Origin of the sequence: Psychrobacter pygoscelis (assembly GCF_004335015.1) — a bacterium.
Lineage (GTDB): Bacteria > Pseudomonadota > Gammaproteobacteria > Pseudomonadales > Moraxellaceae > Psychrobacter > Psychrobacter pygoscelis.
The window spans coordinates 19,708-42,182 of the sequence record NZ_RQRU01000005.1; the positions used below are offsets into that span (position 1 = coordinate 19,708).

A 22,475-nucleotide genomic window follows, 5' to 3' on the forward strand; every position below is an offset into this window, starting at 1 on the left:
TAAAGGAATTCTTGTGATTAAAGTTTATTGAATTTAGTGATGGTGGCGCGTGGCAGCCGGCGACTGACACGAGCGCCTAAGTAGCTGAGCACTATTAGCAGCGCTGATAGCAGCAAAATAGGTAGGCTGCCAAACCTCACAAATGGTGTTTCGCCCGTTCGTGCCTCGACCTCACCGCGCAGTACCAAACGCTCAAACTGTGGCGCACGCTCGACGATTTGGCCTTTATGGTTAATGATTGCCGTGACCCCAGTATTGGTAGCGCGCATAAACCAGCGACCTGTCTCTAAGGCGCGCATCTGTACCATTTGCAGGTGTTGCAGCGGGCCTGCAGAAGTACCAAACCAAGCATCATTAGATATCGTCAACAGAAAGTCTGTACCAATAGCATTGCGCCGCGTGGTGTCAGGGTAAGCCACCTCATAACAGACGGCAGCACCTAGCTTGTGACCGCGTACGCTGAGCGGGGCTTGATTGGCCACGCCGCGACTATAGCTCATAATGTCTTGACTGCCCGCTAGGTTGGGGAACAGATCAAGCGTCCCCTCAAATGGGATATACTCTCCAAATGGCACGAGTCGCTGCTTCTTATAGAGACCTTCGCCCTGACTGCCTAAGGCAATGACACTATTATAAAATGGTGGGTACTTGTCAGTAGTTGGATTAAAGGCAGCATCGTCTTTATAAGGGATACCCGTCACCCACGTCGTATTTGAGGATTTAGCCTGCTTAACTATTTCGGTAATAAAAGGCCAAGCTTCCGTCTGAAACATCGGGATGGATGACTCGGGCCAAATAACAAGGTCACGGCCCCACTCTGAACGGGATAAATCAGCATAAATCCGCAAAGTCTCAATCTGATACTCAGTGAGCCACTTAAGATCTTGAGGAATATTGCCCTGCACCAATGAGACTGATAGATTCGGTGTGTTCTTAGGCGTGGTCCAAGCTGGATTAATAAGCCAAATTAAGGTACTAACGGCAATGAGCGCAACACTGGCTATCAGATATCCGGCTCGTCGACGTAGTGCTTCTACCAGACTTGCCGCCAATAAAACGGCCACGAAAGAGACAGCAAACACGCCGGCAATAGGCGCGAGCGATGATAGCCAATACTGCTCAGTGAAGGCATAGCCGACGAATAGCCAAGGAAATCCAGTAAATAGCCAAGTCTTTAGCCACTCTTGAGTGACCCATAATGCGGCAAAAGCCAGCGGCTGCTTGCCCATAAACCGATTATACACCAGCGCTAAAATCCCGTGAAACAGTCCCATACCTAGACCCATAGCGGCAATCGCTATTAAGGCGAGCCAAGTTGGGGTATCTCCATAGTCATGAATGGAAGTGTATAGCCAAAATGCCCCCACACACCAAAGCCCCATACCGTAGGACTCACCAATAAAGAAGGCGCGCTTATTGGACATTTTGGGAATAAGCAGTGCATACAATATAGCAGGCGACACTATCGCTAATGGCCAGAAGCCATAAGGTGCCAGAGACAGCATAAACATCGCCCCGGCTAGCCAGGCGATAATTAGTGAAAGCCCTAGAGGTAGAGTGTAAGGAGGCTTGGTTCGGCTGCTGCTAAGATGGGTTTGCAGATGCTGAGTAGTGGGACGCATAAGTCTTCCAACAAGGCGTAATATAGTCAATTTAAAATAGGGCGTGTTGAGCATTCACCACGTGTTGATAAATAGGCTTAGACTTGCGCCTGATTTTTACTTGCGTGTAAAAACTGGCTCAATTTTTCCTACGAAGACGAGTATTCAACAAGCCTTAAAAGTGGTACGAATAAATTTCAACGCAGTACTGGTATAGATTACGCCCGCTTACTGAGCGTTGCGTAACCCTTCACACAGGTCAACATCTTAGTAGCCCTTTTTTATAGCAACTCTACTTTAAAGATAGTGACTCTACTTTAAAGAAATTTATAATCTTGCGTATCATACCAGTGTTAGGGATAAATTGACTACTTTAGTCAATCTATCCCCGTGAAACTGCGGCATTTATAATATCGTTTCAGAGCGCAGCACTTATCTTAGCCTGACTTGATTGGCTATAAGCATATGATAGGGGCTGATTAAAAGGGCTGATTAAAAAGAAAAGGGCGCTAATCTCTTAACGCCTTTTCAATAATAGCGGCTTTCGTTAGGAGCCTTAGATGTATTAAAACCTTTTGGTCTTATGCCTCTAACCCAGATATGTTGATCGGGGTTAGCTCAAGCGCCTTAATAAAGCGACCATCGACATCGACAATGGTAATCTGCCAGTCATCAATCGTCACCGACTCACCTTCTAAATCGCCAACATTACCTAACGCTTGCATGACCAGCCCGCCCATTGTATCGACGTCGGTATCGTCGAAGTGTGTACCAAGCTCGTCATTACAGTCTTCAATAACGGTAGAGGCCTGCACCATCCAGCTATTAAGCTTTTCGGGATGGGGGACGATATTATTGATATCGCTGTCTTCATTGAAGTCATCATGCTCATCGACAATATCACCGACGATCTCTTCTAGCAGATCTTCCATGGTGACCACGCCGCCGAAGTTACCAAACTCGTCAACCACGATCGCCATATGCACCTGCGTGCGCTGAAGGGAGCGCAGCAAGGTGTCGGAGCGAGCACTCTCATTAATATAGAGTGGCTGGCGCACCATATCCTTTAGGCGAAAGCTATTAATACTCTCGTCATGATCACGCAGTAGGTGCACCAATTTTGGAATGAGATCTTTCGCCAGTAAGATACCAATAACGGCATCGTCGTCTTGACTGTCAAACACCGGATAGCGCGAATGGGTGGTCTCAAGGATGATATCCATCACCTCAGGAAGGCTTGCGCTTTCGTGAATACCCGTCACTTGCGGCCGCGGCGTCATAATCTCGCGTACCTGAGTGGCAGGTAAATCAAGCACGCCCTCTAACATATCGACAGTATCTGGCTCTAAGAATTGGTGCGACTCTTGCACCAGCTTGATAAGTTCATCTCGGGTCTCTGGAGCAGCATGCAGCCAGCGCTTTAAGCCGCGCATTGACCAGCTACTAGAGCTGCTCGAACTAGAAGAGGTGTCGTCAGACATGGTGGGGTAGTTTAACCTCGCTATTAACCAAATTACCCTCACTTTATCCCATGACTATTTGACATTCAACGGCTAATTTAGCGAATTTGTATCTTGTCTGTTGGGCTTTTATCCGTCATCTTTATTGCAAGCTTTAATCTAAATGGCTGTAGGGTCATTAAGTTACGAGTACAAGGACTATCAAACTCTAGATAACTTACAACAGATAGCTCACGTATCGTACATATTATCTTGCTACAGCAGCTGATATTTTGTTATGGTCGGCTATTCACTTTTAGCCTTAATGATTATGCTGCTGTTTATTCCCTGTCTGTCGTCTCATTCATCGATACTGCGTCGATGAATCACATAAATAATCGCTATAAAATGCCGACCACTACCGATAGTCGCTCTCAATGGTGGCACTTTATTCTCAGCAGCAGCATCACTCTTAGCGTGATAGTTAGTGCCTTATGGCTCATTGCAGCGCTTTGGTATCAGTTAATCCAGCAGCCCCTACTCTGCTGGCCGCTCATGTTAGCTGTGGCGCTACTGGCGTTAGTTGTCATTAGCTCGCGATTTGTGCCAAAGGCTAAGCGTGGACGAATAGTTAAGCCGCTTGGTTGGCTTTATACCGCTGTATGGGTAATAGGCCTACTATGGTTCATCTCAATACCCGCCAAGCAAGACCGCGACTGGAAGCCTGAGGTAGCGCATAGTTTAAGCTATGAGCGCGATGCTAATAATGCTGATTTGGTCACGCTGCATAATGTGCGCAATTTTGACTGGCAGACGGCAAGTACAGCAACCGAACATTGGCAATCGCGTCAGGTAGATCTCGCCAAGCTTAGCGGCGTCGATGTGGTAAACACCTACTGGATGGGGCCAATAATCGCCCATACCCTAGTTAGCTTTCATTTTACAGATGCAAGGCCCTTGTCCTTCTCCTTTGAGATCCGAAAAGAGCAGCATGAGGACTTTTCAGCGCTTGGCGGTTTTTTTAAGCAGTATGAGCTAAGCCTGATAGCTAGTGAGGAGCGCGACATCATCTATACCCGCACCAACGCACGCGGTGAGCAGGTATACCTATTCCCCATTAGCAATCTCACCCAGTCCGAGCTGCGCGCTATGTTTGAGGCCTATCTTAAAGCAGCAGACGACCTTCAAGCCGAGCCAGCTTGGTACAATACTTTGACCAGCAACTGTACCACTATCATCTTTTATATGGCGCAGGCGATTAGTGATGGCAGGCTGCCTTGGGATTACCGCATTTGGGCATCGGGTTGGCTGCCCAATTACTTATACGATGTCGGCATGCTACCGAAGTCACCCAAGGCCGACACTACGGCAGACTCAGGCTCAGACAGCGGTGAGGTTTGGACCATGAGCGAGTGGTATGACCATGCTCATATTAATCCAAAAGTCGCTCAATTTAGTGCTGAGGACAATCAGTCATTGGATGCTTACTCAAAGTTAATTCGGCAGGGGTTGCCAGTCCCTAAACTTATGCAGGACGATTCAACGAATACGCCATAAAATTTTTCACCATTTTTAATTCTACGTTTATTATTCATTAGATGATAAAAAAGAGCTAAGAGATGCAACTCTTAGCCCTTTAGCATTTAAGATAAACCTTATAAAGATAGCGCCTATTAAACCGTTACAAGTAGTTCTCTTATAGCCGTCTGTTTTAAGTGGTCAATTAGCTCAAATAGTAGTCTTATTTAGGGGTTTTACTGGGGTATAGCCATATTAAAAATTAATAAAAAATTGAACCTACTATGACTAATGACTATAAAGAATATTTGGGCAGTGAGGCTGGACGAGATTATCGAGCGAGCGTTGAACATGTCATGGGTAGAGCCAATTACCTGCTGCGTAATGGTCAGCATTATATTGACGATATTCAACAGCTATTAAAGATAATTCATACGTCGGTTGGAAACCCGCTATATTGTATGAAAAGCTTAGGTACATATTATGAAGCCAAAGCATCCTCTGACTTATTACTACATGCTGATGTTAATGCCTTTAAACAAGACGCTTATGTGGCAGCCAAACTGCAAATCATGGGCAGAGAAGAAATCTATTGGGCATACAATGGCTATAATACCAATAACTTTTTTATAGCCCTCATGTCAGATAATCTCGATTTAATAAATTACTTAATTAATCATCGAGATGAAATAGTAGAAATCAATGAGCCCTATGACCGTAAAGATACCCGTCCATACTTCAATAAAAATACCCTGCTTGCATTAGCAGGAGACTGGACGTCATTAAAAGAACGTAGCTTAGTTTTTTTAAATGATAACAATAAAGATAAACGAGACATCATACGTATACCTGACCATGAGTTTTACATTGCTTTATGTGATAGAGACACAAAAGCAATGCAAACGGCATTAACCAAACTACTTGAACCTAGACTGGCTAAAAAAGCAGCTTATGATGGTAATGTTTGGTTTGATTTTTACCTACAAATTCAAGTAGTGATGTATGCCAAAATTGCCGCAATACATGGTTATGATTTAGGTATAGACAGTCCCATAGCACCCAAAGAGCTTATAGATTTTAAACCTTTAGCAAGCTACTTTGAACCTTATGACTTTATGAAAGAGTTTGATTATGACAGGCCGCAACAACAATGGATTGATATGTGGCAAGAGCGCATGAAAATGGCTAGTGAGAAAAAGAAGAAGGGCTTATTTTCTTGGCTAAAGAGATAATTTGCTTATAGCAAGCATAGGTATCTACTTGCGAAATCGTCCCATATTCAGTTGTGTATTTGTTCTTGCCGAGGAAAGAAGCCCAAGCCTAACTGTTAAAAAGACCTATGCTGATTACATTTTTCTACTCTTAATAAACTCAGATATAGAGGTTATTGAAAAATCTAGTATATGTACACTATGGTCATTTCAGTAATTAAAACCCTCGATATAATTAGTCTAAAGCCAAACCTTCAAGTCCTCACTAGGGAACCATGCTGTTCCTACAAGGCTTGTTACAAGCTTCCCATAAACGATAAGATGCCGTACATTTGTGACATAGACTCAATCGCAGATAATAAATGAGAGAAAGTAACTAAAAACCCACTTTTCTCATCTATCTCTAAACCTCAATCCAAGTCACCACCCGTTCTTCTAACTCTTCTTCGCTAATACCTACTTCGCTGACACAGCGCCCGGCTACGCCAACGCCAGCCTCACGCATACCCTGCTGCGTCGCTACCGCATCACCAGTGATAAGCAAGTGCCACTCTGGCAAATCCTGTCCAAGGTACAAGCGCTTATAAGCACAGTTACTGGGCAGCCACATCATATCGACCAATTTATCTGGGGTGAGCGATACACAATCGGGCACATATTTTTGGCGGTCGGCATAATTCGAGCAATAACCCGACTCACAGTCGAGTAACCGGCAAGCGACATCGGTGTATTCGACGTCAGTCTGGGCATCGTCATCCTCTAAAAACTTTATCAAACAGCATGCGCCGCAACCATCACACAGCGCCTCCCATTCAGCAGTCGTCAGTTCATCCAAAGCAAAGCGCTGCCAAAATTGCGCTCTAAGCTCAGGGGTTGTTGCGATTGGACGCATCATAGAGCCTGAAGAGTCTAAAGGAGCGCTGGGTTGGGCAGGGATTGAGGGCTTCCTATCCGGATATGAGGTTGCAGGGTTGGCAAGGTTAATCATTGGCAGTAATCAGCTTAGAATTGGTTACAGTATTATAGCTGTTTTTCGCTTAAGCCGACGGTAAGGTAAATTGTTGTGAATAAACTTAGCCATCGCTAGATATTGTTCAGCAATATTTATATGCTTTTTATTCCGAACCCTTTTAATCTTATGAATAATAATCGCTAACGAAGATGTTGTATCTCAATAGCAGTAGGCGATAAGATTTGCCTTAATAAACACCTTAACAGTCAATAATCTAAGGATGATAACCATGACAATCAAAACTTATGAGCTTAATTCAACTGCCGACTTTGGCATGGAACTAATCAGCTATGTGGCGCTACCAGAAGCAGCAAGTGCTGAGAACCCTGTGCCTGGTATCTTAATCGCGCCAGAATGGTGGGGGGTGGTCGAGCACCCACGCACTGTGTGTGAAAAGCTAGCAGAGGCAGGTTTTGCCGCCGTGGTGATGGATGTATTCGGTGAAGGCAAGCTGACTACCGATGCAGCGCAGGCCAACGAATGGATGGAGCAGATGCTAGCTGATCAAGATAAACTCATGGGGCGCTGTCAATTAATCCTCAAAGACTTCAGCGATCAGATGGCAGTTGATAGCGACCGTCTTGGCGTCATTGGTTATTGCTTTGGCGGCAAGATTGCACTAGACATGGCCCGCGAAGGGATGCCCGTCAAAGCGGTGGCCACTTTCCACGGTAATCCAACACCCAAGCAGCCAGCCGAAAAAGGTAAGTTCAGCGCCGATGTTTTAGTAGCCCATGGTGCAGAGGACTCTATGGTATCGATGGAAGGTATTGAGGGTCTGAAAAAAGAGCTGGATAATGCAGAGGTCAATTATCAAGTCGATGTCTATGAGGGAGCGAAGCACGGCTTCACCAACCCTGACGCCGATAAGCGCGCTGCTGAAAATGATGTGGACTTGGGCTATAACGAAGCCGCTGCCAAACAAAGCTGGGATAAAATGATTGACTTTATGACCAAGCATCTTAAGCAGACTTCTTAAATAAGACTCCGTATCTGCTCGTTTATAACCTAACTCTCTCATTAGAAGGTCCGCTTAATAAGTGGGCCTTTTTTATTGAACGATTAGAAACTTTTAGAATAACCAACGCCTTGCAAGTACAAAATATTGCTTAACTCTAAGTGGCTTATTAGACTTGTGTTTGTTCATTAATAGCGTCATTATCTCTTAAATGAAAGACTCTTAATTATAAGACTGATAGAGGGGTAATGATGCTGTACTTGTTGCTAGAGCAGCCTATTTGGTTTGCTTTCGTTATTTTGCTGGTCGTCAGCATTACCGTATATAGCAAGGTCAGTCAGCGCTTAGATAAGCTAAGCCGTGAGGTTGATCAGCTCCAGCGTGAGCTGAACACCTATAAAGACAACGCCCACCCTTCGTTGTCATCCGCTGTTACGCCCTCTACTTTGACACCCTCTGCTACCTCTTCTGCGCCCACCAAAACATCGTCAAACACTTTTGAGACTAAACCTAGACCAGAGACACTAACCAAGACAGAGACCCTATCGCCTGAAGCTCGCGCCGTAACAGCCCCTACCTTGTCAACGACATCAAGCCGTGATGACATCGCTATATTGAATAGTGCTTCTGATCCTACTGGTATGTCATCTTCTGATATAAATGCCGCGCTTGGGCAACCTATTAGCAAAGACTCTTTGGCGTCTCAATCAGCGGGAGAATCGCCGCCCCCTATTATGGAGCCTGATGAGCGCTCCTTGCCCATCGTCACCTCTTTAATCAAATCCGTTCAAAACTGGTTTATGGGCGGCAATTTGGTCGTTCGCGTCGGCGTTATCGTACTGCTCATTGGCGTGGTGCTATTACTGCGCTTACTCAGTGAGTATATTGAGATTCCGATAGGCCTTAAGCTTGGTGGGATAGTCATTGCCGGATTGGCACTGGCAGGACTAGGGCTTAAGCTAGCAAAAAAACGCTTTGCTTACGGCATTACCTTACAAGGCACGGGCTTATCCATCGCCTACTTGACCACCTACTTTGCTTATGATGTCTATCGTGTTATCCCAAGTCTACCAAGCTTCGCTGCATTGGCTGCTCTGTCTGCGGTAACCATTGGCTTAGCGGTCCGCCAAAATGCCTTTCCGCTTGCCCTGCTGGCCTTCTCCGGGGGCTTCTTTGCGCCGCTTTTGACCAGCAGCGAAACGGGCAGCTTGGTGATGCTCTTTAGCTATTATTTGCTATTAAACGTTGCCATTGCTATCACTGCCCATTACCGGACTTGGAAAGTCTTAAACTTGCTAGGGGCTGGCGTTACTTTTGGGCTGGCTTATTACTGGGGATTAACGGAAAACTTATCGGCTGAATTACAGTCGCAGCGCTGGACATTAGTGCTAATCACCGCCATGCATTGGCTGCTGTATTTATTCATTGTCATTCGCTATGCTCAGCAAATCATCGCCTACAACTCAAGAAGTGCTGCCCCAACTGTATCGTCTCAAGCCAGTCACCTGCCTGCGGCTCAGCTTAACCATAGCCTTTATGTCTTTCCTATCGATGTTGGTCTACTGTTCTCAGTCCCTCTATTGGCCTTCGGAATATTCAACGTATTACTTAACGGTATTACTCATGCATTGACCCTCACTAGCGCCCTATTCGCTACCGTTTACCTTGCGCTTAGCTGGCTATTTATTAGACGCAGTCAGCAATACGCCTTAATCACTGAGGGTATGCTAGCGTTGGGACTGGGATTTTTGGCGCTGACCGTGCCGCTTGCCTTGGATGCCGAGTGGATAGCGATGGGCTGGGCGATTCAAGGTCTAGCACTGGTATGGTTTGGTAGGCGCTCATTACGGGCGTGGTCAGCTTGGTTCGGCGTGCTGCTTCAGCTTATTGGTGTGGCTATCTTACTGCCCGACTTGGTCATTAATTTGGATTCGACCCCCACTGAGCAGCCGACATTAGCGCTGAGCCTCTCCGCGCTAAGTGCTCTTGCTTCGATGTTTATTCTGCGCGCCAGTAACTCGCCCATCGTTTTGAGCCAAGATTCGGAGCAATCAGACCCAGCATCAGGCCCAGCGCTTGCCACTAATGAGCTGCCTAAGCTCGCCCGCGCCTTAGGTGTTAGCCAGCATGCTGCCCAGCAATGGCTGACCGGCATTAATAGCCAAAGCGCAGCGTTTAAGGCACTCTGGCAAAGCCCTATATTAATTACTTTATTAACCTGTATCACAGCCTGTTGGTCGCTGTTTGTGCTCGGTTTAGACTTGGACCAGTGGCTTAAGCTTTGGTTTAAAGACGCTCACGTGGCGACCTCAATGCTTATAGCGATGGCGTCTTTAGGCTGCCTTATCGGCTACTGGCTCATTGATCGGCTCTACAGCTGGCACGAGATTGGTAAGTTCAGTCATGCGGCGCTATTATTGTTTTATCTTATGTTGGTCATTCAGCTGCCACAACGGGGAGAATTTCATCAACAGTGGTCGGCCTTACATTGGACAGTTTTCATAGCATTAATAATCGGTTGGCTAGTCGTAGGGCAATTATGGTTAAAGACTTGGCACTCGCATCGGACCCTATCTCGATCTGATAGTGCCACTTGGCTGGGCACTGGCGTTTTGGTTCTCGCTGCCACCGTCCATTATGGTCTGCCCGCCTCGCATGGGACTATGACTATTTTAATCCCTGTCGCTGTTATGCTCATCGGGTTTTGGTTGAGCTATCGATACTATTCTGCCCAAGTAAATACTTCTCACGAGGCTACTACCTCCCTTTTCCATTGCCAGAGGCAACCTTTATATTGGTTTGACTGGCAATCGGCACTGCTCGACTGCGCCAGAGTCTTCGTCCCCTTAACCCTATGCTGGGTGGTCATTACCAATTGGTATTACGATGGCGAGGTTTGGGGACTGCCATATATTCCCGTTGTCAACCTTTACGACATCACTTTAGGGGCGGTCTTGCTCTATGGGTTCGGTCTGAATTATCTTAATCAGTACCATAGCTCGCTCCTCAATCAGAGGCAAGGCTACCGAAATAATACGGGAAACTTGCTACTGAGTGTTTTAGGGCTTATTGGTTTTTGGGTCGTCTCTAGTATGCTGGTTAGAACTTTGCACACCTATGCAGGTACGCCGCTTTGGTATCGCGGCGCGTGGGATAGCGAACAAGTGCAGACAGGCTTGACGATTATTTGGACGCTATTGGCGCTAGTCGCGACCATCATCGCCAGTCGCCATTGGCTGCGAGCGCTTTGGTTCATGGGCATTGGCCTACTCGGGCTTGTGGTCCTCAAGCTGGTAGCGGTTGATTTATCCCAGACCGAGGCCATTTGGCGGGTAGTATCCTTTATTGGTGCAGGTAGCTTGATATTGTTAATTGGCTACCTTGCGCCGCTACCTCCTGAGCAAAAAGATGACAGTGATAATAATGAAACCGTAGCGAACGAGGATTAAATATAGAGCCAAAGAGCCGCCTGGTAAAACCTGCAGCTGAGCTGCTCAGTTTTAAATTGTGCCGAACCATCATAGGTTCTGTAGTAAACTGACGCTATTGATAAGCACTGACAATAGTACTGACACATCGCAAAATTTATTTGATTAGTAAAAAAAAGGTTAGCCAAGCAATGACACAAACTATTCAGTGGTTCCCCGGCCACATGAACAAAGCCCGCAATGAAATCAAAGACATCATGCCAGAGATGGATGTGGTGATTGAAGTGATTGACGCTCGCATCCCTTATAGTAGTGAAAACCCAATGGTGGCTAAGCTAAGAGGGCAAAAACCGGTCATTAAAATCCTTAACAAAGCCGACCTCGCTGACCCTGATCAAACCAAGGCTTGGATTGAGTATTTAGAGAGCCAAGATCAAGTCAAAGCCATCGCTTGTGATGACAATAAAACGGTCGAGGTCAAGCGCATCGTTCAGCTTTGTAAGCAGCTGATACCCAATAAAGTCGGAACTGGCAGACAAATTAAAGTCCTCATCATGGGCATCCCTAACGTCGGCAAGTCCACATTAATCAATGCCTTAGCAGGACGCTCCATCGCTAAAACTGGCGACGAGCCAGCGGTGACCAAGTCGCAGCAGCTGATCAAGATTGATGACGACATCATGCTGTATGACACCCCAGGAATGCTCTGGCCCAAAATTGAAAACCCCAATTCAGGCTACCGCTTGGCAGCCACAGGTGGTATTAAAGACACGGCTTTTGACTTTGCTGATGTCGCCAGCTATACCGCTGAGTACCTCATTGAGGCTTATCCTGAGCTGCTCAAAGCCCGCTATAAAATAGAAGAGTTACCAAAGACGGATTGGGAATTCTTTGAAGTGGCGGGCCGCAATCGAGGGCTTTTGCAAAAAGGCGGCATCGTTGACACCTACCGCATGAGTGAAATCTTAGTTAATGAGCTGCGCAGTGGTACGCTTGGCCGAATTAGCCTCGAGACGCCTGAGATGCGTGAAAAAGAGGAGGTCATGGTCGAAGGACTTCTAGCGGCAGCGGCGGAGAAAAAAGAGGCTAAGGTAGAGGAAAAGCGCTTGCGAAGGCTTCGGGCTAGAAAGAATCGGAAGTAGCGATAAATACAGTTAATGACAGACTCTACCTATATTATGTGTATTATATTCTATAAACATACACATAACGGAGTCTGTTATGCGAACTAATATTATAATTGATGATGATTTAATGACCGAGGCGCAGCGCCTTACCGGCATTAAAACCAAAAAGGACACTGTAGACGAAGCCCTTAAATTATTGGTACGAATGCAGAAGCAGCGTGCTCTGCGTAAATTTAGAGGTAAGCTGCAATGGGATGGCGACTTGGACGAGATGCGCATGAATGTTGAAGCGCTGCCCGAATCTTCTAGTGAGAAAGATATATGACCTCTGATTTGGCAAATGTCATAGTGGTCGACTCGAGTGTTTGGATTGACTACTTCTCTGGTCGTGATAGCGAACAAACAGACTTGCTTGATGCGTTACTTGTCGATGGTCATGTCGGTATCACTGATGTCATACTGCTAGAAGTATTACAAGGTTTTCGACATAATAAAGAACATGACGAAGCATTAAATCTACTGTCGTCATTGACCTGTTTCGAGATTATGGATAAGCAAAAAGCGTTAAGATATGTGGATTATTACCGCCAATTACGTAAGAAAGGTATTACTATCCGCAAGTCCAATGATGTCATGATTGCTGGATACTGTATCGACCATAAATTACCTTTATTATTTCGAGACAAAGATTTTTTGCCTTTTGTACAGCATTTAGGATTGGTATCAGCAACCGATTAGTTTTTTAGCTTAATTAATGAAATCCCCCAACGTCAATAGCAACAAGTTGCATAAACTACCCAATCTAACCCTACAAACCTCAATCATAGACCCTACGTATATAAGGTATAATTAATCACCTTAAAATTCTGAAAACCCTATCTATGACCGAGCTAACCGCTAATTCAAAACTTGCTACTCAAAACACCACATTTACCCAACCTCCCCACGCCCTAGATACCTTCGCGCCACGCATCCTCAACTGGTTCGACAGCAACGGCCGCCACGATTTACCGTGGCAACAGCACAAGACCGACACGCCTAACCCCTATATCGTTTGGCTGTCTGAGGTCATGCTACAGCAGACCCAAGTAACGACCGTTATCCCCTACTTTGCGCGTTTTATGTCCTCGTTCCCGACGGTGCAGGATTTAGCCAATGCAGACTGGGATACGGTGGCGGAGCATTGGGCAGGACTTGGCTATTATGCGCGAGCGCGTAATCTACACAAAGGCGCTAAGCAGTTGGTTGCCATTATCGAGGAGACAGGCGACTTTCCGCAGACGGTCGAAGGCTGGGAGGCCATAGCAGGCGTGGGGCTATCTACAGCAGGGGCTATCGTGGCGATGGGATTACATGGCTACGGGGTGATTTGTGATGGCAACGTCAAACGGGTGATGACGCGCTGGGCAGGGATTGATGGCGATATTATGAAGTCCGCTACTACCAAGGAGCTTTGGGCACTGGCTGAACGCTTAACCCCGAGCAATGACAGCGGTCATTACGCGCAAGCGATGATGGATATGGGCGCAACCTTGTGTACTCGCCGTAACCCGCAATGCACGCTGTGTCCAGTGAATGCCGATTGTATTGCCCACGCACAAGGCCGTGAGATGGACTACCCGGTCAAAGCCAAAAAGAAACCCAAACCCAGCCGCTTTAGCAATGCGCTGCTGATTCAAAATAAAGCAGGTGAGATACTCTGGCTGCAACGTCCTGATAGCGGTATCTGGGGTGGGCTTTGGGTCTTGCCACTGCAATTTGAGCAGAAAACTCAGGGTAAGACGGTATTGACGACTGCGCAAGATGATGACGTTTATGAAAGCGAATTTACCACGGCTGAGCAGATTATTAATGATTGGCTGACGACGCATAATCTCACGCCGCAATCGGTTAGTGACTCATTACTAGATGACGCGCCGATTAAGCATTCGCTCACCCACTTTCATTGGTATTTGCAGCCGCAGCAATTAACGCTAAGCGCTGAGCAAGCTACTGAGCTGACCAAAGCCTTGCAAGAGGCGGATATTAATATGGTTTGGTTAGGCGGCGCAAAAGCTCAGGCGACTTTGGGGCTGCCTAAGGCGATGGTTAAGGTGTTGCAGGTCTTTGATTCGGAAAATTTATAATAGGAAGGAGAGTAGCTTGTATATTGCAATCTTGACCGTCACCTTCTCATTACCTGGGTGCGGCTCGTTAAAAGAAAAACGCCAACGTGTGGGCGGGCTGCATCAACGTTTTGGCAAAAATCCTGCGGTGGCCGTTTGTGAAAGTGGTGAGCGGGATAAGCATGACACCAGTGAATGGACGTTCGTCATCGCTATGACTAGCAAACGTGAGGTTGAGTCATTATGCGGTCAAATTGAGGATAAGCTTCAAGGTATCGTTGACGGGCGGATAATGAATATCGAGAGAGAGTTTATTTAGGGGGTTGATACTATACGCAAGATAATAGCGGTGCGCGCGTAGTTAAAAAGGAGGTGGCAACTTTGCATAAGCCTTTTTGTAAGGGTTATATCGTAGGTTATGCTATCGCTAACCGTGCGCTACTCCTCTTACTTTAGTGGTAATGGTGGCCTTGCGGTGCGGTTTAGCCCCGATTGTAGCGGTTATCCTGCTAGGCTGGGCGTGTTGCGGTGGCTAGGTTTTGAGGTAGTCGCTCGGTCAGATGGAATGCCTCAAACCGTGCCACCGCCACGCCCAGACTGGCAGATAATAGCGAAAAGCGGGATCAGCTACATTAATACAGCTGGTTGAGATGAACTAAAATCTCGATTAAGCGCTGTGCTCTGATATCCAGTTTTGCATTAGCTCAATTTCGCTTTGCTGCGCATCAATGATATCTTGCGCCAATTTATTCATCTCGGGATCTTGACCATACTCTAGTTGCACTTTAGACATGGCTATCGCGCCTTGATGGTGCGCGAGCATCCCTTTAGCGAACGCCATGTCGGCATCGCTATCTTGGATACCCTCCATCATGTCACCGTGCATCGGTTGCATAGATTGTTCATACGCTTGCTGCATCGCCTTAGTGTTCGGCTGACTGCCAGTATCAGGGTGCGAGGCGAGCCAGTTTTGCATTTGCTCAATCTCACTTTGCTGCGCGTTAATGATATCTTGCGCTAATGTGTTCATTGTCTCGTCTTGGCCATATTTCAGCTGTGTCTTAGCCATCGCCACTGCGCCTTGATGATGCGCGAGCATCCCTTTGGCAAAGGCGACGTCAGCATCGTTGGCCATCATCCCTGCCATCATATCCTCGTGCATGGTCATCATGCCCTCATGATACTCTTGCCCAAATGCAGTCATAGCTTCATGATCGTGAGCCATATCATGATCTGCCCCATGCTCCATAGCACCAGTAGCTTGCCCATCAGTAGGCTCATGGCTGTGAGTCACATCATGCTCTAGAACTTGAGTGCTATCGCCAGCGGGCGTAGCATTTTCGTCTGCCTTAGGTTGGCAGGCAGTCAATAGCGAAGTAGTCAATAACGTAGCGACTAAAGCTTGCTGTGTCAAACGCATAACTTATCCTTATAACATCTTCAAAGTGCTGTATTTCAAAGCACAGCATCTTAGGATAAGCTTGATTAAGATTAGGTATTTTCTCTGTATCTATTGCTTACTACTATAGTAGCTATTTCTAACTGCTATCCATCGCCGCTGCAATATACCTGCCCTATTTTATTAATCAATTTTTGTTATTGGCTGGTCATGCCTTTATATAACCCCTGCTTTTAACTGCATCACCCCGTCATCAGAGATATCTAGTCGATATACTACGGTATTGTACATCGGCATCGCTGTCTGAAACTGGCGAAACTTTTGCATATCAGCATTATCATTCAAAGTGCAGCCAAGCAGTCGCCATGCCAGCAGCCCAATCCATTGACCGTGACTGAAGCATAGGCTGTTATGCTTAAGCTTAGGCGCAGTAGCAATAAAGCCATCGATGCGCGCCAAAAACTCTGCAAAGGTATCGGCATCCTCCGCATCGCGATGATTCACATCAGCAGTCAGCCAATATGCTTGGGCGAGCTTGCTGCGCTCTTTACCCATTAAACCTTTAACTGTCGCAAACCCCAAGCAGCTCAGCTCATTTAATAGCTCAAGCTGCTGCGCTGCCAGCTGATAGTGTTCACAAAAGGGCTGGGCGGTTTGCTGAGTGCGTAGCATCTGTGAGCAATAAATCGCCGATGGGGTGGGCAGTGCAGCTTGCCACTTAGCACATAGCTTTTTGGCTTGCTCCATGCCTTGATCGGTAATGGGCACAGTCTTGTCTGGCATTGACTCCGCTCCAGTATTGGCAAGGCTTTGACCATGTCTAATAATATAAATTGACTTCATAGACGTCTCTCTAGTTATACTTTGGAAGATAAGTTAAGCAATAATTAACTTAATCATAAAGTTGCAGCTGACTATATTACTATTAAGCGCATATTGATGCTCAATTGTTACTGCCCGGCTTCCTTGATGTAGGATAATCGCCTTACTTAACCCATCGACATTATTCGTATTTGTTGCTACAGTCGTTTTAATTATTTTGCTGCCGACTAAGCATAATAGTCGTGGCGCTTCTTCCAGATTCTCGTGTGCAAATTGACCCAATTCTGCTAATCGTTATTTACAATTGAGACCCTTTATGATGTTAAAAAAGCAATATATTGCCATTCTTCCTGTGCTATTAGCTTCTGGCTGTGCAACCCAGCAGGTGGTACAACAGCCCAAGCCCGTTCGTCATGGCAACGTTCAGATTACGCAAAAGCAAACCGTAAGAGTAAAGCCTGCCCCTGTGGTCATTGAGCAAAAGCCGACAGTAACGGTTCAACCAACCACGCCGCCGCCAGCACCGCAGCCAACTTACCGTAGCTTTTATGACTGGAAGAATGACTTCTCAAATCGTGCCATAGCGGCAGGTTATAACCCCTCAGACGTCCAGCGCTTACTCGGTAGTGCTCAGCTCAACACACAAGTTATCTCTTTAGATTCAGGTCAGCCAGAGTTTTCTAAAATGCCTTGGGATTATGCCGACTCAGCAGTGTCCGATGCGCGCGTGAATAATGGCCGCAGTAAGTTTGCCGAGCAGCGCTCTTATTTATCTCAGTTAGAGTCGCGCTATGGAGTGAATGCAGAAATCGTCGCAGCGATTTGGGGTATGGAGTCAGCGTACGGGGCAGTCACCGGCAAGAGCGATTTACCAAGTGCACTCGCCAGCCTCGCCTATGACGGTCGTCGTCAGGAGTTCGCTGAGACGCAGCTATTGTCTCTTATTCAGCTGCTTCAGCGCGGTGATGTCTATTGGTCACAGTTGCAAGGTTCTTGGGCAGGCGGCATGGGGCAGACACAGTTTATCCCAGGTACTTGGCTTGCCGAAGGCGTCGATGGTGACGGCGATGGTCATCGTAATCCATGGTCAACGGCGGACGCCTTGGCCTCAACTGCCAGCTATTTGAGCAACTCGGGCTGGGTCCGAGGCTTAGCGCCATTTTATGAAGTGAGCTTGCCTGCCGCGTTTGACTACAATACCGTCGCGACCAGGCGCTCGTTTGCCGAATGGCGGGCACTTGGCGTCTCCCCAATTGATGGCGCCTATCTTGACTCAGGTACCCAGCTTGAGCTTTGGCTACCAGCAGGTAAGGATGGCCCTGCCCTGCTGCTTAGTCCAAACTTTGATGTGATTAAGGTGTATAACAATTCTTCAAACTATGCCCTTGGGGTAAGCTTACTGGGCAAGGCTATCGCCGGTCAAGGCGGCCTGCAAAAGTCATGGCCGCGTTATGAGCGTCCGCTATCTACCATTCAGGTGACGAATCTACAGCAGCGACTCACAAGCGCAGGTTACGATACCAAGGGCGCAGACGGCATCATCGGTAGCAATACGCGTAAGGCATTCGCACGTTGGCAGGCCGATAACGGTCAAACCCCAGATGGCTTCATCACGCAGCGCAGTGCCTCCTCACTGATTTGGTGAAGACGCTCTGCTTCACGCGTTTTAAAGCGCGCGTGGCTGCTGTCAAGGCGATAGTTAGTCAAGACAGAGAAGCAAACATTAAGTTAAATTTATAAAATAAAGCGCCCAGCAAATTGCCGATTATGCTGGGCGCTTTTTTGTTTAATAGCTAATTTTAATAGCGTGGTTTGCTAGCACACTATCTGATTTGTGTAAGAATTAACCTCTGCATCGACGTCTAACCTAGCGTCTTAACCGCATCAAGCCTTCTTGTTGCACGGTAGCAACCAGCTTGCCATCTTGCCAAAACTGACCATGGTTTAGCCCTTTGGCACTTGACGTGGTATCGCACCACATGTCATACAATAGCCAGTTATTAATATCAAACGAGCGGTGGAAATGCATGGAGTGGTCGATACTAGCCGCTTGCAAGCCTTTGGTCATAAAGCTAATACCATGGGGCATAAGGCCTGTACCCACTAAATAGAAATCAGAGGCGAAAGCCAATAGCGCCTGCTGAATGGCGATGGGCTGCTCTCCTAGCTGCTGGATACGAAGCCAGTTTGCCTGCTTGGGTTTCATCGGCTCAGGGTGGATAGGGTCGCGTGGCTTCACCGGCTTAATCTCAACATGACGCCGCCGCATAAACCGCGCTTGCAGCGCCTCTGGGATATTACCCACATACTCTTCTTTGAGCTCTTGCTCTGCCAATAGGTCATCTGGGGGTGGATAGACGGGCATATCTTCTTGATACTCCAGCCCAGACTCTGCATCCGAAAATGATGCAATCATCGAAAAGATAACCTGCTCAGTAACATTGCCTTCGCTATCGTCTTTGTACTGCACTGCTGTCACCTGACGCGCAGATAAGGTGCGGCCATCACGCAAGCGGCGGACTTGATACTCCACTGGACGGGCGATATCACCACCGCGCAGAAAATAACTGTGAAAAGAGTGACAGGGTTTATCTTCCTCTAGTGTCTTAGCCGCTGCCATCAAGGCTTGTGCCAGTACCTGACCACCAAAGATACGCTGACCGACATAGTCATGACTCTGCCCTTCAAATACATCAGGGCTAAGCTCTTCTAAGCTGACCGTCTTTAATAGTTGATCGACCAGCGCAGCATAATCAGGCATGGTGGGGTCTCCGTATACTTAAAATGGTAATTCGATAATCCCCCCTCAATTAAGAGGGGCGGATAGATAAGCTCTAAATCAGCCAGTCAATAGACTACTACTGACTATGTAACATACACCGCAAGGGCTGTTATACCTGTCACTGACAGTCCTAAGGCTTAACTGCAACTAAAACACGGATTGAATCCGGTACCAAAGATAACTGCTCCAGCGCCTGCTCACCCTGAGCTTTTAGACTCTCTAATCGCTCAATCTCTTCAGGTCGTACATTAGGGTTGATACTATGCAGATGCTTTAGGCGACCAATCTCACGTTGCCACTGTTGGCTAAAGCGAGTACGGGCCTCTGTACCGATACTATCAAGCTTTCCCTGTGCAATTTTTTTGGCATCATGGTATCGCGCTTCTATTACCTCGCTACGCACTTTGACGACTTGCCGCGCTCGGTTCTTATCCAAGCGCTCAATATGCGGCATTATCATGTCGGCACTGATACGATCCGATAGATCACCACCTTGCTCACTAATAAAGACACGCAAGTTCTGCACAGGCAGGGTAGCAGGTAGGTTCAAGAGCTTGGGAGCAATGGCTTGCACACGGAAGTTAACCTCTAACATCAGCATCCCTTGAGGCATCGCCGCACTTTTGAGCATAGCGACTGAGGTATTACCAAAGGTTCCTGAGCTTGCCAGCTCATAGATAGTCTGAATTAGTGGATGCTCATGGGTGAGATACTCCATATCCTCACGCAGCAAGGCCTGCTTGCGATCGAAGGTCAGCGTCATCCCATCCTCACCAATTGGCAATCCTTCGACGTAGTCGTGGCTTTGACTGCTATCAATAGGAGGAATCACCCACGATCCATCACGCTGCAAGCTGTGCTCTATATTGGCCGACGCCAAAAACCGCTCTACAAACTGCGGTAGGATATTGTGGTGGTCAAAGTCGTACATCGCTGCCGCTATCCTACCCGCTACTCGGGGACGGCATGAGTTATACTCCAGCAGACGATCGCGTCCTGACTGTAGCCGAGCCTCTAGCTCTTGCCTAGTGGCCTGCGCCTCTTCAATCAGGGCGTCAAGGGCGAGAGCATTGTCTGGTACTGAGCCTTCTAACAAAGGCTTTAAATCCAAAATGTACTGCTCTTGCACACTTTGCGCAGTAGGAGAGATATGGTTAAAGATATTGAGCGCACTATCATACCACTGGTAAAGTCGCTCTTGCGCCGTTCCTTGAATATACGGCACATGCAGAGTGATTTTTTCAGCCTGACCGATTCTATCTAAACGGCCGATACGCTGCTCTAAAGTATCTGGATTGGCGGGCAAATCCCAGAGTATTAAGTGACTGGCAAACTGAAAGTTGCGACCCTCAGAGCCAATCTCAGAGCATAGCAGTATCTGAGCGCCCTCAATATCCGCAAAGAATGCCGCAGCTTGGTCTCTTTCGAGCAGACTCATCTGCTCAGTAAAGATAGCCGTCTTAATCCCTGCATGTAGTCGTAATACCGCTTCTAAACTCTCAATCGTGGCCCCGCTTCGAGCAATAAGCAGTACTTTTTGATGCTTAAGCTCACCTTTGAGGATATCGATGAGCCAAGGTACCCTAGGGTCATCTTCTAACCAGCCACCATCAGGTTGCGACTCTTCACTCCACAGCTGCTCACGCAGCTTGCCAGTCGTCTGATAGCTGTCCACCCAAGTCTCAGGCAGTGGTAAAGGGTGCGGCTGCGCCCTTCGACCATAAAACCCTTGCACGCTATCACGAGTATTGCGAAATAGTACACGGCCTGTGCCATGACGATCTAGCAGCTCGTTAAGCGCATGGGTGCGCAGCTTATCATCTTCATTAATCGCCGCCAACTCACTGCCACTAAGACCCAATAACCCCGATAGAGCAGAGATTTGCGCTTCTGACAGAGGCTTATCGGCGATTAAGACGCTTGCGACGGCGGCCGTATCAGCAAAGGCTTCTTGACTGGCAATGAAGTCATCAAGGTCATCAAAACGATCTGGGTCTAATAAGCGCAGGCGCGCAAAGTGGCTTTGTAGTCCTAGCTGCTCCGGGGTAGCTGTTAGTAGTAACATACCTGGTGTCTCATGGGCAAAGTCAGCAATAAGCTCGTACTTATCATTGCCGCCTTGCTCGCTATCCCAGTGCAGATGATGCGCCTCATCCACCACCAGCAGATCGAAGCCTGCTTCCATAGCTTGCTCGTACAGATCATCATGATCAAGGAGCAAGTCAAGACTGGCGATAATACACTGCTCAGTTGCAAAGACGTTTTGCTCTGGATCATGCTCTTTAATCGCCGCCGTTCGCACCAGATCAAATAGGGCAAAGTTCAGATTAAAACGACGACGCATCTCTATCATCCATTGATACTGCAAGCTGTCCGGTACGAGTATCAGTACTCGCTCCGCTCGCCCTGTAATCAGCTGCTGATGAATGATTAGTCCGGCCTCAACGGTCTTACCAAGACCTACCTCATCTGCGAGGAGTACCCTTGGCGCGATACGCTTACCTACTTCGTGGGCAATATACAGTTGATGCTCGATGATATCGACGCGAGCGCCCATTAGCCCTCGCAGTGGATGGCCTGCCAGTGCCGACTGCATACGTAGAATATCTTGACGCAGCTCATACCAATCGCCGCGTTCAATACGGCCAGCGAGCAGACGCTCAAGGGGTTTGGCCAGCGTAATATTGGCTGCTAACCGAGTCTCCATAATGCCTTTCTCAATACCATCAACGTGATATTTAATCACGCCCATGACCTCATCAACAGCCGTGACAATATGGGTCTGCCCATCTTGATCTGTGATCTTATCACCGACTTTGAACACTACCCGGGACAGTGGTGCAGAGTTTTTGGCATAGACCCTTGTCTCCTCACTTTGAGGAAATAAGATATGGACACAACGATCGTCCACATCAATCACGATACCGAGTCCTAGCTCAGATTCAGTATCAGATAGATAGCGTTGTCCGACGGCAAAATCGGCATTGTGTACAGAAGAGGCAGAGATAGTCATAAGTTAGAATCTTGTGTGCTTAGCGAGTAAAAATAACAAAAATGAATCAATGACGAATCA

18 protein-coding genes are annotated in these 22,475 nt (G+C 47.3%); 11 read left to right on the top strand and 7 right to left on the bottom strand.

All coding sequences use genetic code 11. The annotated features are described in order from the left end of the window. Positions 1 to 17: 17 nt before the first annotated feature. Positions 18 to 1,622, bottom strand: a complete 1,605-nt coding sequence (gene lnt, locus EGV92_RS10870; RefSeq protein ID WP_131669314.1) for an apolipoprotein N-acyltransferase — start codon at positions 1,620 to 1,622, stop codon at positions 18 to 20. Positions 1,623 to 2,182: 560 nt separating this feature from the next. Beyond that, the gene (locus EGV92_RS10875) at positions 2,183 to 3,082 is read right to left on the bottom strand and encodes a transporter associated domain-containing protein (RefSeq protein ID WP_131669315.1); all 900 of its coding nucleotides are present in this window, start codon (positions 3,080 to 3,082) and stop codon (positions 2,183 to 2,185) included. Between the two features lie 339 nt (positions 3,083 to 3,421). On the opposite strand from EGV92_RS10875, the gene EGV92_RS10880 reads away from it, so the two are divergent. Further along, a complete protein-coding gene (locus tag EGV92_RS10880) occupies positions 3,422 to 4,597 on the top strand; it encodes an Lnb N-terminal periplasmic domain-containing protein (protein ID WP_242678706.1) in 1,176 nt (391 codons plus the stop codon). 245 nt (positions 4,598 to 4,842) lie between these two features. Beyond that, on the top strand, positions 4,843 to 5,790 hold the full coding sequence (locus EGV92_RS10885; RefSeq protein ID WP_131669316.1) for an Imm49 family immunity protein: 948 nt from the start codon (positions 4,843 to 4,845) through the stop codon (positions 5,788 to 5,790). A gap of 382 nt (positions 5,791 to 6,172) precedes the next feature. On the opposite strand, the gene EGV92_RS10890 is transcribed toward EGV92_RS10885, so the two are convergent. Then, positions 6,173 to 6,661: a YcgN family cysteine cluster protein gene (locus EGV92_RS10890; RefSeq protein WP_131669452.1), complete on the bottom strand. Its 489-nt coding sequence runs from the start codon at positions 6,659 to 6,661 to the stop codon at positions 6,173 to 6,175. Positions 6,662 to 7,010: 349 nt separating this feature from the next. On the opposite strand from EGV92_RS10890, the gene EGV92_RS10895 reads away from it, so the two are divergent. The 8 genes from EGV92_RS10895 to EGV92_RS10930 all read left to right on the top strand — a co-directional run bounded on the left by EGV92_RS10895 (position 7,011) and on the right by EGV92_RS10930 (position 15,048). After that, positions 7,011 to 7,760, top strand: a complete 750-nt coding sequence (locus EGV92_RS10895) for a dienelactone hydrolase family protein (protein WP_131669317.1) — start codon at positions 7,011 to 7,013, stop codon at positions 7,758 to 7,760. A 227-nt stretch (positions 7,761 to 7,987) separates the two neighbouring features. Then, positions 7,988 to 11,188, top strand: coding sequence for a DUF2339 domain-containing protein (locus EGV92_RS10900; protein WP_131669318.1), 3,201 nt, complete (start codon positions 7,988 to 7,990; stop codon positions 11,186 to 11,188). Positions 11,189 to 11,358: 170 nt separating this feature from the next. Beyond that, positions 11,359 to 12,309: a ribosome biogenesis GTPase YlqF gene (gene ylqF, locus EGV92_RS10905; protein ID WP_131669319.1), complete on the top strand. Its 951-nt coding sequence runs from the start codon at positions 11,359 to 11,361 to the stop codon at positions 12,307 to 12,309. Positions 12,310 to 12,388: 79 nt separating this feature from the next. Next, positions 12,389 to 12,619: a type II toxin-antitoxin system VapB family antitoxin gene (locus EGV92_RS10910; protein ID WP_131669320.1), complete on the top strand. Its 231-nt coding sequence runs from the start codon at positions 12,389 to 12,391 to the stop codon at positions 12,617 to 12,619. Then, entirely contained in the window at positions 12,616 to 13,032 is a 417-nt protein-coding gene (gene vapC, locus EGV92_RS10915; protein ID WP_131669321.1) for a type II toxin-antitoxin system VapC family toxin, read from the top strand. The genes EGV92_RS10910 and vapC overlap by 4 nt, the downstream gene beginning before the upstream one ends. 143 nt (positions 13,033 to 13,175) lie before the next feature. Then, positions 13,176 to 14,420, top strand: a complete 1,245-nt coding sequence (mutY, locus tag EGV92_RS10920) for an A/G-specific adenine glycosylase (RefSeq protein WP_131669322.1) — start codon at positions 13,176 to 13,178, stop codon at positions 14,418 to 14,420. Positions 14,421 to 14,436: 16 nt separating this feature from the next. After that, positions 14,437 to 14,718, top strand: a complete 282-nt coding sequence (locus EGV92_RS10925) for a DUF503 domain-containing protein (RefSeq protein ID WP_131669323.1) — start codon at positions 14,437 to 14,439, stop codon at positions 14,716 to 14,718. A gap of 99 nt (positions 14,719 to 14,817) precedes the next feature. Then, positions 14,818 to 15,048 (top strand): hypothetical protein, encoded by a 231-nt coding sequence (locus EGV92_RS10930; RefSeq protein WP_131669324.1) that lies wholly within the window; start codon positions 14,818 to 14,820, stop codon positions 15,046 to 15,048. 18 nt (positions 15,049 to 15,066) lie between these two features. Here EGV92_RS10930 and copM read toward each other — a convergent pair whose 3' ends face one another. Beyond that, positions 15,067 to 15,819, bottom strand: a complete 753-nt coding sequence (copM, locus tag EGV92_RS10935) for a CopM family metallochaperone (RefSeq protein ID WP_131669325.1) — start codon at positions 15,817 to 15,819, stop codon at positions 15,067 to 15,069. Between the two features lie 195 nt (positions 15,820 to 16,014). Then, entirely contained in the window at positions 16,015 to 16,641 is a 627-nt protein-coding gene (locus tag EGV92_RS10940) for a histidine phosphatase family protein (protein WP_131669326.1), read from the bottom strand. A gap of 295 nt (positions 16,642 to 16,936) precedes the next feature. Here EGV92_RS10940 and EGV92_RS10945 point away from each other — a divergent pair, with 295 nt between their 5' ends. Next, complete coding sequence (locus EGV92_RS10945; RefSeq protein WP_131669327.1) at positions 16,937 to 18,265, top strand: lytic murein transglycosylase; 1,329 nt, start codon at positions 16,937 to 16,939, stop codon at positions 18,263 to 18,265. 222 nt (positions 18,266 to 18,487) lie between these two features. On the opposite strand, the gene EGV92_RS10950 is transcribed toward EGV92_RS10945, so the two are convergent. After that, positions 18,488 to 19,381 carry an acyl-CoA thioesterase gene (locus tag EGV92_RS10950; RefSeq protein ID WP_131669328.1) on the bottom strand — a complete coding sequence of 298 codons (894 nt, stop codon included), beginning with the start codon at positions 19,379 to 19,381 and terminating at the stop codon, positions 18,488 to 18,490. Positions 19,382 to 19,532: 151 nt separating this feature from the next. Beyond that, on the bottom strand, positions 19,533 to 22,415 hold the full coding sequence (gene rapA / locus EGV92_RS10955) for an RNA polymerase-associated protein RapA (protein ID WP_131669329.1): 2,883 nt from the start codon (positions 22,413 to 22,415) through the stop codon (positions 19,533 to 19,535). Positions 22,416 to 22,475 lie beyond the last annotated feature (60 nt).

What these genes read in the sequence shown, in the direction of transcription:
- rapA (WP_131669329.1), bottom strand. Translation starts at nt 22,415, where the DNA reads ATGACTATCTCTGCCTCTTCTGTACACAATGCCGATTTTGCCGTCGGA.
- EGV92_RS10890 (WP_131669452.1), bottom strand. Translation starts at nt 6,661, where the DNA reads ATGCGTCCAATCGCAACAACCCCTGAGCTTAGAGCGCAATTTTGGCAG.
- lnt (WP_131669314.1), bottom strand. Translation starts at nt 1,622, where the DNA reads ATGCGTCCCACTACTCAGCATCTGCAAACCCATCTTAGCAGCAGCCGA.
- mutY (WP_131669322.1), top strand. Translation starts at nt 13,176, where the DNA reads ATGACCGAGCTAACCGCTAATTCAAAACTTGCTACTCAAAACACCACA.
- ylqF (WP_131669319.1), top strand. Translation starts at nt 11,359, where the DNA reads ATGACACAAACTATTCAGTGGTTCCCCGGCCACATGAACAAAGCCCGC.
- EGV92_RS10910 (WP_131669320.1), top strand. Translation starts at nt 12,389, where the DNA reads ATGCGAACTAATATTATAATTGATGATGATTTAATGACCGAGGCGCAG.
- EGV92_RS10885 (WP_131669316.1), top strand. Translation starts at nt 4,843, where the DNA reads ATGACTAATGACTATAAAGAATATTTGGGCAGTGAGGCTGGACGAGAT.
- EGV92_RS10930 (WP_131669324.1), top strand. Translation starts at nt 14,818, where the DNA reads ATGCTATCGCTAACCGTGCGCTACTCCTCTTACTTTAGTGGTAATGGT.
- vapC (WP_131669321.1), top strand. Translation starts at nt 12,616, where the DNA reads ATGACCTCTGATTTGGCAAATGTCATAGTGGTCGACTCGAGTGTTTGG.
- EGV92_RS10875 (WP_131669315.1), bottom strand. Translation starts at nt 3,082, where the DNA reads ATGTCTGACGACACCTCTTCTAGTTCGAGCAGCTCTAGTAGCTGGTCA.
- EGV92_RS10945 (WP_131669327.1), top strand. Translation starts at nt 16,937, where the DNA reads ATGATGTTAAAAAAGCAATATATTGCCATTCTTCCTGTGCTATTAGCT.
- EGV92_RS10950 (WP_131669328.1), bottom strand. Translation starts at nt 19,381, where the DNA reads ATGCCTGATTATGCTGCGCTGGTCGATCAACTATTAAAGACGGTCAGC.
- EGV92_RS10895 (WP_131669317.1), top strand. Translation starts at nt 7,011, where the DNA reads ATGACAATCAAAACTTATGAGCTTAATTCAACTGCCGACTTTGGCATG.
- EGV92_RS10880 (WP_242678706.1), top strand. Translation starts at nt 3,422, where the DNA reads ATGAATCACATAAATAATCGCTATAAAATGCCGACCACTACCGATAGT.
- EGV92_RS10940 (WP_131669326.1), bottom strand. Translation starts at nt 16,641, where the DNA reads ATGAAGTCAATTTATATTATTAGACATGGTCAAAGCCTTGCCAATACT.
- copM (WP_131669325.1), bottom strand. Translation starts at nt 15,819, where the DNA reads ATGCGTTTGACACAGCAAGCTTTAGTCGCTACGTTATTGACTACTTCG.
- EGV92_RS10900 (WP_131669318.1), top strand. Translation starts at nt 7,988, where the DNA reads ATGATGCTGTACTTGTTGCTAGAGCAGCCTATTTGGTTTGCTTTCGTT.